The organism is Mycobacterium sp. 1274761.0 (genome assembly GCF_001668615.1).
In the GTDB taxonomy this organism is placed as follows: Bacteria; Actinomycetota; Actinomycetes; order Mycobacteriales; family Mycobacteriaceae; genus Mycobacterium.
This window is the reverse complement of the sequence record NZ_LZMC01000020.1, coordinates 13,980-27,340: the sequence shown is the minus strand read 5'-3', so window position 1 is coordinate 27,340 and position 13,361 is coordinate 13,980. Positions and strand designations below refer to the sequence as shown.

Annotated in this window: 13 protein-coding genes and 1 tRNA gene; 5 read left to right on the top strand and 9 right to left on the bottom strand. The window is 68.1% G+C overall.

Going from position 1 to position 13,361, the window contains the following annotated elements:
* Positions 1-168: 168 nt before the first annotated feature.
* Positions 169-621: a DUF5994 family protein gene (locus A5651_RS03280; RefSeq protein WP_231988535.1), complete on the top strand. Its 453-nt coding sequence runs from the start codon at positions 169-171 to the stop codon at positions 619-621.
* 65 nt (positions 622-686) lie between these two features.
* Here the strand turns inward: A5651_RS03280 and A5651_RS03275 are convergent, their stop codons facing one another.
* Positions 687-890, bottom strand: coding sequence for a cold-shock protein (locus tag A5651_RS03275; protein ID WP_066975525.1), 204 nt, complete (start codon positions 888-890; stop codon positions 687-689).
* A gap of 82 nt (positions 891-972) precedes the next feature.
* The gene (locus tag A5651_RS03270; RefSeq protein ID WP_066975621.1) at positions 973-2,232 is read right to left on the bottom strand and encodes a DEAD/DEAH box helicase; all 1,260 of its coding nucleotides are present in this window, start codon (positions 2,230-2,232) and stop codon (positions 973-975) included.
* Positions 2,233-2,508: 276 nt separating this feature from the next.
* On the opposite strand from A5651_RS03270, the gene A5651_RS03265 reads away from it, so the two are divergent.
* Positions 2,509-3,324 carry a DUF1206 domain-containing protein gene (locus A5651_RS03265; RefSeq protein ID WP_066975523.1) on the top strand — a complete coding sequence of 272 codons (816 nt, stop codon included), beginning with the start codon at positions 2,509-2,511 and terminating at the stop codon, positions 3,322-3,324.
* 9 nt (positions 3,325-3,333) lie between these two features.
* On the opposite strand, the gene A5651_RS03260 is transcribed toward A5651_RS03265, so the two are convergent.
* Genes A5651_RS03260 through A5651_RS03230 form a run of 7 tightly spaced genes read right to left on the bottom strand, consistent with a single transcriptional unit; the run spans position 3,334 to position 10,183 of the window.
* Positions 3,334-4,110 (bottom strand): aminoglycoside phosphotransferase family protein, encoded by a 777-nt coding sequence (locus A5651_RS03260; protein WP_082943561.1) that lies wholly within the window; start codon positions 4,108-4,110, stop codon positions 3,334-3,336.
* Positions 4,107-6,194 (bottom strand): xanthine dehydrogenase family protein molybdopterin-binding subunit, encoded by a 2,088-nt coding sequence (locus A5651_RS03255; protein ID WP_066975519.1) that lies wholly within the window; start codon positions 6,192-6,194, stop codon positions 4,107-4,109. Before A5651_RS03255 ends, A5651_RS03260 begins: the two co-directional genes overlap by 4 nt.
* Positions 6,191-7,183: a xanthine dehydrogenase family protein subunit M gene (locus tag A5651_RS03250; RefSeq protein ID WP_066975517.1), complete on the bottom strand. Its 993-nt coding sequence runs from the start codon at positions 7,181-7,183 to the stop codon at positions 6,191-6,193. The genes A5651_RS03255 and A5651_RS03250 overlap by 4 nt, the downstream gene beginning before the upstream one ends.
* Positions 7,180-7,695, bottom strand: a complete 516-nt coding sequence (locus A5651_RS03245) for a 2Fe-2S iron-sulfur cluster-binding protein (RefSeq protein WP_066975515.1) — start codon at positions 7,693-7,695, stop codon at positions 7,180-7,182. Before A5651_RS03245 ends, A5651_RS03250 begins: the two co-directional genes overlap by 4 nt.
* Positions 7,696-7,737: 42 nt before the next feature.
* On the bottom strand, positions 7,738-8,616 hold the full coding sequence (gene ppk2, locus A5651_RS03240) for a polyphosphate kinase 2 (protein ID WP_066975513.1): 879 nt from the start codon (positions 8,614-8,616) through the stop codon (positions 7,738-7,740).
* Between the two features lie 3 nt (positions 8,617-8,619).
* Positions 8,620-9,639, bottom strand: coding sequence for a selenide, water dikinase SelD (selD, locus tag A5651_RS03235; protein ID WP_066975511.1), 1,020 nt, complete (start codon positions 9,637-9,639; stop codon positions 8,620-8,622).
* A gap of 16 nt (positions 9,640-9,655) precedes the next feature.
* Positions 9,656-10,183 (bottom strand): DUF488 family protein, encoded by a 528-nt coding sequence (locus tag A5651_RS03230; protein WP_066975619.1) that lies wholly within the window; start codon positions 10,181-10,183, stop codon positions 9,656-9,658.
* Between the two features lie 39 nt (positions 10,184-10,222).
* Between A5651_RS03230 and A5651_RS03225 the strand changes: the two genes are divergently transcribed.
* The 3 genes from A5651_RS03225 (at position 10,223) to selB (ending at position 13,361) form a co-directional block, all read left to right on the top strand.
* A tRNA-Sec gene (locus A5651_RS03225) sits at positions 10,223-10,317 on the top strand.
* Between the two features lie 78 nt (positions 10,318-10,395).
* The gene (gene selA / locus A5651_RS03220; protein WP_066975509.1) at positions 10,396-11,676 is read left to right on the top strand and encodes an L-seryl-tRNA(Sec) selenium transferase; all 1,281 of its coding nucleotides are present in this window, start codon (positions 10,396-10,398) and stop codon (positions 11,674-11,676) included.
* On the top strand, positions 11,664-13,361 hold the full coding sequence (gene selB, locus A5651_RS03215; RefSeq protein WP_066975507.1) for a selenocysteine-specific translation elongation factor: 1,698 nt from the start codon (positions 11,664-11,666) through the stop codon (positions 13,359-13,361). The genes selA and selB overlap by 13 nt, the downstream gene beginning before the upstream one ends.

Here is a 13,361-nt window from a genome sequence, read left to right as displayed (position 1 = left end):
AAGGAATTGATACATGGATTCATCTGGCTTGTTTTCTCATCCCAACCAGCCGGAGGCTGTCAAGAGTGACAGCTCGTCGGACCCTGTGCAGCCGCCCGCCTTTTCGGACCAGGATTCGCCGCGGAGTCAGCCGCACCCGTCATGAACGGCATGACCGGGACGCGACGCATGGCGCGACCTGTCAGGCTCACGCTGGCGGCCCGGCTCGGTGGTGATATCGACGGCGCGTGGTGGCCGCACTCCGGTTCGGTGGCAGATGAGCTGCCGGGGCTGATCGGCACACTGCACAAACCGCTCGGCGAAATCGTCGATATCCGCATCAACTGGTCGGTGACCGAAGGGCCGCTTGACCTGGAAACGCTCGTCGCCGCCCGGGCGCAGGTGTCGACGAAGTGCAGGCGGCCGCGGCTGATGTTCGTCGACGGCAAAAACGGCTGCGCGAAACTTCTCGTGGTGCCACATATGACGTCGGTGGACCTCGGCATGCTGGTAATGCGGTGTGCCGCAGCGATCCCGATCGTCGGACACGACCGCGACGGCCGCGCGTTCCAGACCGCCGATCTGGTGGTGCGCACCGCGCAGGTGGCAAGCGCCAACTGGGCCGCACACATGCGCGACTGACCCTCGAACACGACAATGGGCTGGTACGGAATTCCGTACCAGCCCACCGTGTTTGGGTCGATCGATCAGACCGCGGAGACTCCCACTGCCTGGGGACCCTTGGCTCCCTGCGCGATCTCGAACTCGACGCGCTGGTTCTCCTCGAGCGAGCGGAATCCACTGCCCTGGATCTCGGAGTAGTGGACGAACACGTCAGCCGCGCCGCCGTCAGGAGCGATGAAGCCGAAGCCTTTTTCGCCGTTGAACCATTTCACAGTTCCCTGTGCCATTTACTTACTTCTCTCATTCAAAGCGGATAAACCAATATATCCGCAGGGTGAGCCTAGCATGCGGAGCCGCAACTAGGCGAAATCAGTTGGTGCGCTTATGCATTCTGCGCCTGCGCCCATCGCCTTTCCGCTGCGGCGCCGACGGTGCCGCCGAAGGGCGGACCGGCTTGCGGTAGGGAGCAACCGCTCCGGCCACGGCGTGGACGGCGGCCGAATCAGCGGTGACCTCCTGCGGCATGACGCGGATCCCTGCGCGGCGCAGCAGCGTCTGGGTGTCCTTGCGCTGTTCGGGAAGGACGACGGTGACGACATCGCCGGCGTTTCCGGCCCGCGCCGTGCGCCCGGACCGGTGCAGGTACGCCTTGTGTTCGGCGGGCGGATCGATGTGCACCACCAACTCAATGCCGTCGACGTGGACGCCGCGTGCGGCGATGTCGGTGGCGACCAGCACACGGGCCTCCCCGGAGGAAAACGCCGCGAGATTACGGTCGCGCGCTGGCTGAGAGAGGTTGCCGTGCAAGTCAACTGACGGCACCCCGGACTCGGTCAGCTGCTTGGCGAGTTTCTTGGCCTGATGTTTGGTGCGCATGAACAGGATTCGACGGCCCTCACCGGCTGCCAGTCGGTGCACGAGCGCCTTCTTGTCCTGCGCGCTGGACACATGGAACACGTGATGCGTCATCGCGGCGACAGGCGAGTGGGCTTCGTCGACCGAATGCAGTACCTCGTTGCGCAGGAAGCGCTTGACGAGCTTGTCGACGCCGTTGTCGAGCGTCGCGGAGAACAGCAGCCGCTGACCGCCGGTGGGCGTCGCGGCCAAGATGCGGGTGACACCGGGCAGGAACCCCAGATCGGCCATGTGGTCGGCTTCGTCGATGACGGTGATCTCGACCGAGTCGAGCCTGATGAGGCGCTGCTTCATCAGGTCCTCCAACCGGCCCGGGCAGGCGACGACGATGTCGACGCCGGACCGCAGCGCGGTAACCTGTCGGCTCTGCGCGACGCCGCCGAAGATCGTAGTGACCGTGAGGCCGCAGGCGGCGGCCAGCGGTTGGAGGGTGGCGCTGATCTGTGTGGCCAGCTCGCGGGTGGGCGCCAGGATCAGACCCGTCGGGTGCGACGGGCGGCGCCGGTGTCCGGTGAGCCTGGTTACCAGCGGTAGCGAGAACGCCAGTGTCTTGCCGCTGCCGGTCTTGCCGCGTCCGAGGACATCGCGGCCGGCCAGGGTGTCGGGCAGGGTCGAGATCTGGATGGGGAAGGGGCGGGTGATCGCACGCTCGGCGAGCACGTCGACGAGCCGCTGGCTGACGCCGAGGTCGGCGAAAGTCGTATCGGTATTCAGGATCATGCCTTTCGGGGCATCGGTGGTGATGAATGGCGAGATTGCCCGGTGGGCAAAATCGATCGCCGCGAGACATCTGTGCTGGTACACGAATCATCTGAAGCGGAGCCGCAGCCGCAGTATGGGCCGGCGCCGGAAGGATGAAAGAGCGCTTCACGACGGGTCAGCTGAAATGGTTCGAACAGCTGACGTTGCTTCGAGCATAGCCGACCCGGCTGTCACGGCCCGAATCCGCCCGGTTTCGCCGGGCCGCTCCCGGGGTAGTCGAGCGGCCCCATGGGCTTCAAAAGCGCCGTCAACCGTGCCACCGACAACCGGGCGGCACAGCGGGTGGCACGCGCCGGTTACCTGATCAGCGGGACGTTGCATCTTCTCGTCGCGGTCATCATCGTGCGGATCGCCTTCGGTGCGGAGGCGGAGGCAGAGGCCGACCAGACGGGTGCGTTGGCGACGGTCGCGCGGACGCCGGGTGGGGCGGTGATGCTCTATGTCGTCGCGGCGGGCTTGATCGCGCTGGCGATGTGGCGGCTCTCCGAGAGCGTGCTGGGGCTGCATCCGGCCGAGCATTCCGATGCGCACAAGCGGGAGTCTCCGGTCTTGCACCGGTTGAAGGCGTTCGGACTGGCCATGGTCTACGGCTTTGTCGCGTCGACGGCGCTGCAGTTCGCGCTCGGTGCCCACGCGCGGGGCAGTCGGCAGACGGCGGGCCTGAGCGCGCGCTTGATGCAGACGCTCGGCGGAAAGGCGGTGTTGGTGGCCGTGGGAGTCGTCGTCTTGGCCATTGGGGCGTATTACGCGCACAAGGGAGCATCTCGACGGTTCCTCGACGACCTGAACGTCGACGCTGGACGGTTGCTCACCGCGTTGGGCATCTGCGGACACGTCGCCGAGGGCCTGGTGCTGTCGGCGGTCGGCATCTCCGTCATCGTGGCCACGTTCCTCGGTGAGCCGGCGAAAGCGACTGGGCTCGACGGAGCCGTCAAAGCCTTCCGCTCGACACAGTTCGGCGGCGCGCTGTTGATCGCTGCCGCGGTCGGTTTCGCCGCCTACGGTCTCTACAGCTTCGCGCTGACCCGGTATTCGCGAATGTGACTGCGGCCGTCAGTCCTGCACAGCCTTGGCCAGCGCGACGTACTTCGTCAGGTTGTCCGGGTCGCGCGTCGCACCTCGGACGACACGCACGATCGCGTAACCGCGGGCACGGTCCTCGTCGAATCCGGCCGCATCGACCACGGCGTAGAACCGGCGCTGCACCCCGAAGCGCACATCGTCGGCGACGTCGTCCCAGCGGTGCCACAACATCGGCGCGACCTCGTAGTGCGGGTCTCCGTTGACGGGCTTCGGCGAGACCGCCAGCCACGGTTCCCGATCGGCGACGAGCACGTGGTCATAGTGCAGGTCACCGTGCAGCACACGCGCGGCCGGTTCTGCGGCGAGGTCGCGGCACAGTGTCATCGCCTGCTCGACGAGGCGGTGCGGCACGGCAGCGCTTCGCGGCAGCGCCGCGAATTCGTCGGCCCACTGTGCGAGAAGTGATGAAAGCGAGGGCAATTGCGGCATCGCGGGAACGTGAAGGCGGCCGTACAGCGCGGCGACGGTTTCGCAGGCATCGACGTCGAACAGGGCGTGAAGGGATTGCGACCCTAGGCGCTCCAGCAGCAGGGCCCGCCGGTGCGGGTCGGCCCGCAGCAGCCGCGCCGCCCCGTCGCCGTTCCAGCGGCGCAGCACCAGATGCTCGTGGCCGTCGTGGCCGACCTTCAGAACCGCCGGCGTTGCGTCGGAAGTCCGCACGGGCACCGCGACAGCTTGCGGACTGCGCATCGTGTCACCATCGGTGCGCAGATCCCATTCGCCGAGAAGGTCCTCGACGATGCTCACAAGGTCAGCGCGTCGCACATCACCGGTAAGTCTCGCACCCGAACGCCGGTGGCGTGGTAGACCGCGTTGACAACCGCGGCCGCTGAGCCGACGATGCCGATTTCGCCCGCGCCGCGAGAACCCATCGGATTGGAGTGCTCATCGACGCTATCGAGCCAGACTGCGTCGATGTCGGGAATGTCGGCGTGCGAGCTGATGTGGTAGGTCGCCAGGTCGCGGGTGACCACGTGGCCGAACCGGTGGTCGCGCGCGCTCTCCTCGTGCAATGCCATCGACAGCCCCATCGTCATGCCGCCGATCAGCTGCGAGCGCAGCGTCGTGGGGTTGATCACCCGGCCCACAGAGAAAACTCCGAGCATGCGCGACACGTGGATCTCGCCTGTGTAGCGGCTGACCCGAGCCTCGGTGAAATGTGCTCCGAACGAATACATTCCGTAGTTCTCGGCTTCGTCGTTCTCCGGCGCTGCGGCGGTGGATGCGGCCCCAATGGGGGGGTGCTCGCCGTGCTCGCGACGAAACATCTGTGCCGCAGCCGCAATCGCGCGACCCCACGAGCTGATGCCCGACGATCCACCCTCCACCGACGCCGACGGCAGCTCGCTGTCGCCGATCTGCAGATCGATGGCCGACATCTCACAGCCCAACGCGTCGGCGGCGATCTGCGACAGAGCCGTCCACGTTCCGGTGCCGATGTCCACGGCGCCGATCTGCACGGCGTAGCGGAGAGGCGCGACTAGCTCGATGCGCGCCGAGTTGCCCGGCATGACCATCGCGGGATACACCGCCGAGGCCACGCCGGTCCCGATCAGCCACTCGCCGTCGCGGCGCACGCCGGGCGTGGGATCCCGCGGCGCCCAGCCGAACCGCTGCGCGCCGGACTGCAGGCATTCTGCGAGGCGGCGGTCCGACCACGGATGGCCGGTTTCGGGGTCGACGTCAGGGTCGTTGCGAATGCGGAGCTCGATCGGGTCGATGCCGCAGGCGAGCGCGAGCTCATCCATCGCCACCTCGAGGGCATACATACCGGGACATTCGCCGGGTGCACGCATCCAGAACGGCACGGGCACATCCAGTTTCGCGAGCCGGTGCGACGTTGCCCGGTTGTCGCCGGCGTACATCATGCGCGACGGAGTGACGGTCTGTTCGGCGTATTCCTTGACCGTCGCCGTCTGCTCGACGACGTCATGGCTGATGGCGGTGATCGTGCCATCGCGCCGCGCGCCGAGGCGGATGTGCTGGATCGTCGGTGTGCGATAGCCGACGACGTCGAACATCTGTTGCCGGGTCAACGCCAGCTTCACCGGCCGACCGTCAACTCGTTGCGCGGCCATCGCGGCCAGCACGTTGTGGGAGTGCGGTGCGCCCTTGGAGCCGAAGCCGCCACCGACGTTCTTGGCGACGACGCGCACCTGCTCGGGCTCCAGGCCGAAGGCCGTCGCCAGCTCACTAGCCACCGCATGCACGCCTTGCGTGGAGTCGTAAAGCGTCAACCGCGGGCCGTCGCTGTGCCAAACCGCGATGCAGGCGTGGGGTTCCATCGGGTTGTTGTGCTCGTGCGGCGTCGTGTAGGTCTCGTCGACGACGACCTCGGCGTCGTGCAGAGCGGCTTCCACGTCGCCCTCGGAGGTGTCGGTCGGATGACCGGCGTTGACCTGTTCCGGCGCATACAGATCCGGATCGTCGGCGCTCAGCTCGGTCTGGTGGCGTGCGGTGTCGTAGTGGACGACAACCAGACCCGCTGCGTGCCGGGCGATTTCGGCGCTTTCGGCGATGACGCCACCGATCAGCTGGCCACGATAGTGCACATGGTCGTCCTGCAGCACGGTGAGGTCGCCGTTGGAGGTGTCGGCGAGAGTGGGTGCGTCGAAGACTGTGAGGACGGCGACGACCCCGTCGACCGCGTGCGCCTCTGAGGTGTACATGGCGGTGACGCGGCCGCGGGCAACAGTCGCCTGCACCGGATACAGATACAGCGGACGGTCGACGTGGTGCTCGTAGGCGTACGGCGCGGTGCCGGTCACCTTCGCGGGACCGTCGAGTCGGGCGACGGCGGTGCCGATGGCGCGGGGCTTTATGACGGTCATCGCGGCTGTGTTTCCGCCAGGGCCGTCAGCGTCGCTACCAATGTGCGACGGGTCAGTTCGACCTTGAACTCGTTGCCGTGCAGCGGTTCTGCCTGTTCCAGCTCGGCGTCAGCGGCTCGGTCGAACGTCTCCTCGGAGGCCGCCGCGCCGATGAGCGCCTGCTCCGCAAGCCGTGCCCGCCACGGTTTGTGTGCCACCCCGCCCAGCGCAATACGCGCGGACGCGACAGTGCCGTCGTCGATCACGAGCTCGGCTGCGACCGATGTCAACGCGAACGCATACGACGCGCGATCGCGGACCTTGCGATAGGTCGAGCGTGCGCCCTCGGGCGGCGCCGGGATGTCGACGGCGGTGATCAGGGCGCCGGGCGGCAACACGGTGTCGGCGTCGGGCCGGTCACCGGGTAGCCGGTGAAATTCGGTGAGCGGCATACGATGTTCACCGTCGCCGTCGACGAAGAGGACGTCCGCATCCAGAGTGGCCATGGCGACGGCCATGTCGGAGGGATGGACCGCAACGCAGTCTTCGGAGGCGCCGAGGATCGCGTGGTAGCGCACGTAGCCGCCGATCGCCGAACACCCGGTGCCCGGATTCCGTTTGTTGCAGGGCGTAGTCACGTCCTGGAAGTAGACGCAGCGGGTGCGCTGCAGCAAGTTGCCGCCCGTCGTCGCCAGGTTGCGCAGTTGGCCAGACGCGGCCGACAGGAGCGCGCGGGCGAGCACGGGATATCGGGTGCGCACAACTGGATGGGCTGCGAGGTCGCTGTTGCGCACGTCGGCGCCGACGCGCAGGCCGCCGTCGGGCAACTGCTCGATGTCGGTGAGCGGCAGATGCCCGACATCGACGACCAGCGTCGGCTCGACGATGCCGAGCTTCATGTGGTCGACGAGATTGGTGCCGCCGGCGAGGAACACGGCGTCGTGTCGGTCGGTGACGGTGGCGACCGCGTCAGCGACGCTGGTGGCGCGGTGATAGTCGAAGGGGATCACCGCGCAGCTTCCCTGATGGCGGCGACGATGTTGGGATAAGCGGCGCAGCGGCAGAGGTTGCCGCTCATGCGCTCGCGGATCTCGGCGTCGGAGAGTTCGGGGGACTCCTCGAGGTCGTCGGTGACATGGCTGGGCGCGCCGGACTTCACCTCGTCGAGCATGCCGACGGCCGAGCAGATCTGCCCGGGCGTGCAGTAGCCGCACTGGAAGCCGTCGTGGTCGAGGAACGCCTGCGCGACGGGATGCAGCGCGTCGGCGTCGCCGAGCCCGGCCGCGGTGACGATCTGTGCGCCGTCGTGGGCGACCGCGAACGCCAGGCAGGTGGTCGCTCGGCGGCCGTCCAGCAGTACCGTGCAAGACCCGCATTGCCCGTGGTCACAACCCTTTTTGGGGGCGGTCACACCGAGGTGTTCGCGCAGCAGGTCGAGCAGCGTGACGCGGTTGTCGACGCTCAACCGGTGGTGCTGGCCGTCGACCTCCAGCGTGATATCGGAGAAGTGGGCTGACTCCATTCGCGCGGCGTACCCGCCAGTCAGGGGGTGGAAACGAGTCGGTCAGTCCTCGAGGGCACGGCCCACGATCAGCGGGTCGGGCTCACCGACGAGCTGGTGGTCCTTCCCGTCATAGTCGTGCTTGCTCAGCAGGTAGCGCATGGCGTTGATCCTCGCGCGTTTCTTGTCGTTGCTCTTGACGACGATCCACGGTGCATCATCGGTATCTGTCGCCTGGAACATCTGCTCTTTGGCTTGGGTGTAGTCGTCCCACCGGTCCAGCGACTCGAGGTCCATCGGGGAGAGCTTCCACTGCCGCACCGGGTCCACTTGACGAATCGCGAACCGGGTGCGCTGTTCCATCGGTGACACCGAGAACCAGAACTTCGTCAAGCTGATGCCGTCGGCCACCAGCATCTCCTCGAATTGCGGTGCGCGACGCAGAAATTCGCCGCATTCGTCGGATGTGCAGAAGCCCATCACCTTCTCCACGCCGGCGCGGTTGTACCAGGAGCGGTCGAACAGCACCATCTCGCCGCGGGCGGGCAGATGGGAGACGTAGCGCTGGAAGTACCACTGCCCCTGCTCGCGTTCGGTGGGCTTCTCCAGTGCAACCACGCGCGCCCCGCGGGGATTCAAGTGCTCCATGAACCGCTTGATCGTGCCGCCCTTGCCCGCGGCATCGCGTCCTTCGAAGACGATGACGATGCGCGCGCCGGTGCGCTTGGTCCAGCGCTGCAGCTTCAGCAACTGGATCTGCAGCAGGCGTTTCTCGCGTTCGTAGTCGTCGCGCGACATGCGTTCGTCATACGGATAGCCCTCGCGCCAGGTCTGTAGCGGATTGCCGTGTTGATCGAGCAGGATGGGATCGTCTTCGTCCTCGTCGATGACGGTGAAGCCGAGATCGTCTGTGGCCAGCCGGTTCAGGTCAAGCTCGGTCATGTGTCAGCTCCGTACTTCGATCGTGTGCTCTCGGCGTGGCACGAGTTCGCCGATGACGCTCGCGCCGGGGATCTCGCCGGCGATCAGAAGGCCGCCGGAGGTCTGCGCGTCGGCCAACAGCAGTGCCTCGTTCTCGTCGACGGCCAGCTCGATGTGGGGGCGCACCCAGTCGAGGTTGCGACGGGTGCCGCCGCTGACGTAGCCGGCCTTCAGGGCGTCGCGTGCGCCGTCGAGGTAGGGCACCTTCGCCGCGTCGACGATGGCCGTTACCCCGCTGGCGCGGGCCAGTTTGTGCAGGTGGCCGAGCAGGCCGAAGCCGGTGACGTCCGTCGCGCACTCGACACCGGCTGCCAGCGCGGCCCGCGACGCGTCGGCGTTGAGGGTCGTCATCGCCTCGATCGCCTGGGGGAAGACCTCGCCGGTGGACTTGTGCCTGCTGTTCAGCACGCCGACGCCGAGCGGCTTGGTCAGCGACAGCGGCAAACCGGCCTTGCCGGAGTCGTTGCGCAGCAAGCGGTTTGGATCGGCGATGCCCGTCACCGCCAGGCCGTACTTCGGCTCGGGGTCGTCGACGCTGTGCCCGCCGGCGAGATGGCAGCCGGCCTCGCCGCACACGTCGAGCCCGCCGCGAAGCGTCTCGGCGGCCAGCTCGAACGGCAGCACGTCGCGCGGCCAGCCCAGCAGGTTGACCGCGACGACGGGCCGCCCACCCATCGCGTACACGTCCGAGAGTGCGTTGGCCGCGGCGATGCGGCCCCAGTCGTAGGCGTCGTCGACGACCGGGGTGAAGAAATCCGTCGTCGCAATCAAGGCCGTATTGGCTCCTGTGGTCTCTGCTCCTCGCGTGCGCGGGAGGCGCACGGCAGCGGCGTCGTCGCCGTTGTCCAGACCGACGAGCAGTTCGCCGACGGGGTCGCGCGGCTGCGCCGTGGTCAGGCCGCGGACCACGCCTTCCAGCTCGCCGGGCGGGATCTTGCACGCGCACCCGCCGCCGTGGGCGTACTGCGTCAGTCGATAACCCATGGCTTCTATCGTGCCTTCAGTCGGTTGCGGGCCATCCGATCCGCCCGTCCGGCCGGATCCGGGCGCCGTCTGACGGAACGTGGGGCGTCGTGCGGCCGTCGTGCATCAGGTGATCGACGTCGACGCCGAACTGGAGGACCGCGACGTCGGCGACGATCCTTCGGTGGCACCGCCACCACACGGACTCGCTGCACATCATCGCGGTCCGCTGTCGTTTCGACTGCTCGATCAGCTCCGCCAGCGCCTCCTCGAACGGCGCGGTGCGGGTGTAGGCGGCGTAGGCGGCGAACTGTGCGACCCGCCACCAGTTGTCCTCGGGCTGCTGGCCGGGGGGAAGGCGGCGTCGACCGCCCAGCCGGTCATCCCAGCGGTAGGCCAGGTGTGCCTCAAGCGTCCATGTTGACATCGCGGTCGTCTCGACATCGGGGTTGTGCCGGCTGTTCGGGAAGCGACGGATGTCGACCACGGCCTCGATGCCGGCCGAGCGCAGCAGGTCCAGCAGCCCGGCCCGGTCCAGAGCGCCGTGTCCGACCGACGTCAGCATGGCCTCCATCGTGCCTGCCATGATGAAGTCATGGCCCAGGGAGGCGTATCCGGTCTGGTGATCGGCACGGTCTTCAAAATCGCTGAGCGGCAGATGCTGTCGCTGGCGGGTTCGATTCCCGTCCGCCTCCGCCATGGCCCCTCCCGCGATTTGGGCGTGATTTCCCGCGCCCACCGCGGGAAATCACGCCGAAATCGCGCGGGGGGTGGGGCGTGACTGACCCGCGCCGCCGCGTGCCCCGCACCGACGTCCTGCTTGCCGACCCGCGGCTGGCCAAGGCCGAGCGTGTGCTCGGCCGCGATCTCGTGAAAAGCGTTGTGGCGCAGGCGCAAGAGCGCGCCCGCTGCGGGAAGATCAGCCCGGAGCAAGTCGCCGACGATGCCGTGGCTGCATTGCCTGCCAGTGCGACGAGCCTGCGACCGGTCATCAACGCGACGGGTGTCGTCGTGCACACGAACCTCGGCCGGGCGCCGCTGTCACAAGCCGCCGTCGACGCGGTCGTGACGGCCAGCGGGGCGACCGATGTCGAGTTCGACCTGGAAACCGGCCGCCGGGCCCGCCGCGGAAGGGGCGCGCTGGCGGCGCTGGCCCGGGCCGTCCCCGGCGCACACGGCGTGCACGTCGTCAACAACAATGCCGCCGCGCTGCTGCTGGCGGCGATGACGCTGGCGCCGGGCAAGGAGATCGTCGTCAGCCGCGGCGAACTGATCGAGATCGGCGACGGTTTCCGGTTGCCCGACCTCATGCAGTCGACAGGCTCGCGATTCCGCGAGGTCGGCACCACCAACCGCACGCACCTGCGTGACTACGCCGACGCCATCGGACCCGACACCGGCTTCGTGCTCAAGGTGCATCCGTCGAACTACCACGTCAGCGGCTTCACGTCCGCGGTGTCGGTGCCCGAGCTCGCCAAGCTGGACATACCGGTGGTCGCCGACATCGGCTCAGGGCTGCTGACCCCGCACCCGCTGCTGCCCGACGAACCCGACGCCACGACCATGCTGCGCGACGGCGCCGACCTCGTAAGCGCCAGCGGCGACAAGCTGTTGGGCGGCCCGCAGGCCGGCCTGTTGTTCGGCGATGCCGCGCTGATCGAGCGGCTGCGACGCCATCCCGCGGCGCGGGCGCTGCGCGTCGACAAGCTCACGCTCGCTGCGCTGGAGGCCACGCTTATCGGTCCGCCCACACCCGTCGCGCAGGCGCTGCATGCCGACGTCGCAGAGCTGCGCGCGCGGGCGCAGCGCCTGGCCGAGCGGCTGCCCGGTGCAGAAGCGGTCGACTGCATAGCGGCCGTCGGCGGCGGCGGGGCGCCCGACGTCGAACTGCCCAGCGCCGCGGTGAGCCTGCCCGAGAAATGCGCCGCGCCGCTGCGCGTCGGCACGCCCGCGATCGTCGGCCGTATCGAGAACGGCCGCTGCCTGCTGGACCTGCGCACGGTCGCGCCCTCCGACGACGACGCGCTGGCTTCGGCGGTGCTGGCATGTATGTCGTAGCGACGGCGGGCCACGTCGACCACGGCAAGTCGACGCTCGTGCAGCGGCTCACCGGCATGTGCCCCGACCGGCTCGCCGAGGAGCAGCGGCGTGGGCTGACGATCGATCTCGGCTTTGCATGGACGGAGATCGAGGGGCGCCAGTTCGCGTTCGTCGACGTGCCGGGGCATGAGCGGTTCGTGGCGAACATGCTGGCCGGAGTTGGCCCGGTGCCGGCAGTGATGTTCGTCGTCGCCGCGACCGAGGGCTGGATGCCGCAGTCCGACGAGCACCTCGACGCGCTTGGGGCGCTTGGTGTTTCCGACGTGATGGTCGTCATCAGCAAGGCCGACCTCGCCGACCCGGCACCGGCCATAGTGCAGGTGCGGGAGCGACTGCCCGACACGCCGGTGGTGCTCGGCACGGACCTGGACGCGGTGCGGGCACAGCTGAGGGCGCTCGTCGGCGGTCTGCCGCTGCCGGACATCGACGCCGATGTGCGGCTGTGGGTGGACCGGTCGTTTACGGTGCGCGGCGCGGGCACAGTCGTCACGGGAACGCTTGCGGCGGGCACGATCCGCGTCGGCGACGAGCTCGAACACAATGGCCGCCGCGTCACCGTCCGCGAGCTGCAGTCACTCGAACAAGACCGCAAAGCGGTAGAAGCGGTGGCGCGCGTCGCGGTGAACCTGCGCGGTGTCGACCGCCAGCACATCGGCCGCGGCGACACGGTCCGCACACCGGGCGCATGGCTGGACACCACCGAGATCGACGTCGCGCTGCGCATTCCCGGTCAGTTGCACCGAGAGCTGGTGTTGCACACCGGATCTGCGGCGGTACCGGTTGTTGTCCGTCCGCTCGGCGAGGCCGCGGCGCGGCTGCGGCTCGCGCAGCCACTGCCGTTGCGGATCGGCGACATCGGGTTGCTGCGTGATCCCGGCGAGCACCGCATCGCCGCGGGCGTCGAGGTGCTCGACGTGCGGCCACCGGTGTTGCGTCGACGCGGGGCAGCCAAGGCGAGGGCCGAGGAACTGGCGACGGGCAAGGCCACGCCACCGGTCTGCGCAACCGTAAAAGAGTTGCGCGCCATGGGGTTTCCGGTCACCGGTCTGCGTATCGGCGAGTGGGCTGTGGACGTGGACTGGTGGTCCGACCGACGTCACCAAGTTATGACAGCGGTCGACGATTGGTCGGCACAGCACGACATCGCGGCGGGCATGCCCATGGAAACAGTTAGGCAACGCCTCGACCTACCCGCCGTCGGCCTGGTGCCGGAACTTCTCGACGGCACCGGTCTCGAAGTCGTCGACGGCCGTGTTCGTCGTCCAGGTTCAACACTGCCGCCGCGGGTGGACAAGGCGGTGCGCACGGTGGAGGAGTGGCTGGCGGCCGAGCCGTTCCGCGCGCCGGAGGCCGACGAGCTGATTGAGCTGCATTTGGGCCCGAAGGAGCTGGCGGCAGCCGTCCGCATCGGCCGGCTGACCCGGATCGCCGACGGTGTGGTGCTGGGCGCGGACGCTTTCGACAAGGCCGCTAAGACACTCAAGACGCTCGGGCAGCCGTTCACCGTCGCCGAAGCCAAACAAGCGCTGCACACCACCCGCCGCGTCGCCGTCCCGCTTCTGGAGGAGCTCGACAAACGGCGCGTCACCCAACGCGCCGACGATGGGACACGGACAGTGGTTGGATTGGCGCCGAACGGGTAG

Coding starts and splice junctions, on each gene's coding strand:
- A5651_RS03280 (WP_231988535.1), top strand. CDS start 169: ATGGCGCGACCTGTCAGGCTCACGCTGGCGGCCCGGCTCGGTGGTGAT.
- A5651_RS03275 (WP_066975525.1), bottom strand. CDS start 890: ATGGCACAGGGAACTGTGAAATGGTTCAACGGCGAAAAAGGCTTCGGC.
- A5651_RS03265 (WP_066975523.1), top strand. CDS start 2,509: ATGGGCTTCAAAAGCGCCGTCAACCGTGCCACCGACAACCGGGCGGCA.
- A5651_RS03255 (WP_066975519.1), bottom strand. CDS start 6,194: ATGACCGTCATAAAGCCCCGCGCCATCGGCACCGCCGTCGCCCGACTC.
- A5651_RS03245 (WP_066975515.1), bottom strand. CDS start 7,695: ATGGAGTCAGCCCACTTCTCCGATATCACGCTGGAGGTCGACGGCCAG.
- ppk2 (WP_066975513.1), bottom strand. CDS start 8,616: ATGACCGAGCTTGACCTGAACCGGCTGGCCACAGACGATCTCGGCTTC.
- selD (WP_066975511.1), bottom strand. CDS start 9,639: ATGGGTTATCGACTGACGCAGTACGCCCACGGCGGCGGGTGCGCGTGC.
- A5651_RS03230 (WP_066975619.1), bottom strand. CDS start 10,183: ATGCTGACGTCGGTCGGACACGGCGCTCTGGACCGGGCCGGGCTGCTG.
- selB (WP_066975507.1), top strand. CDS start 11,664: ATGTATGTCGTAGCGACGGCGGGCCACGTCGACCACGGCAAGTCGACG.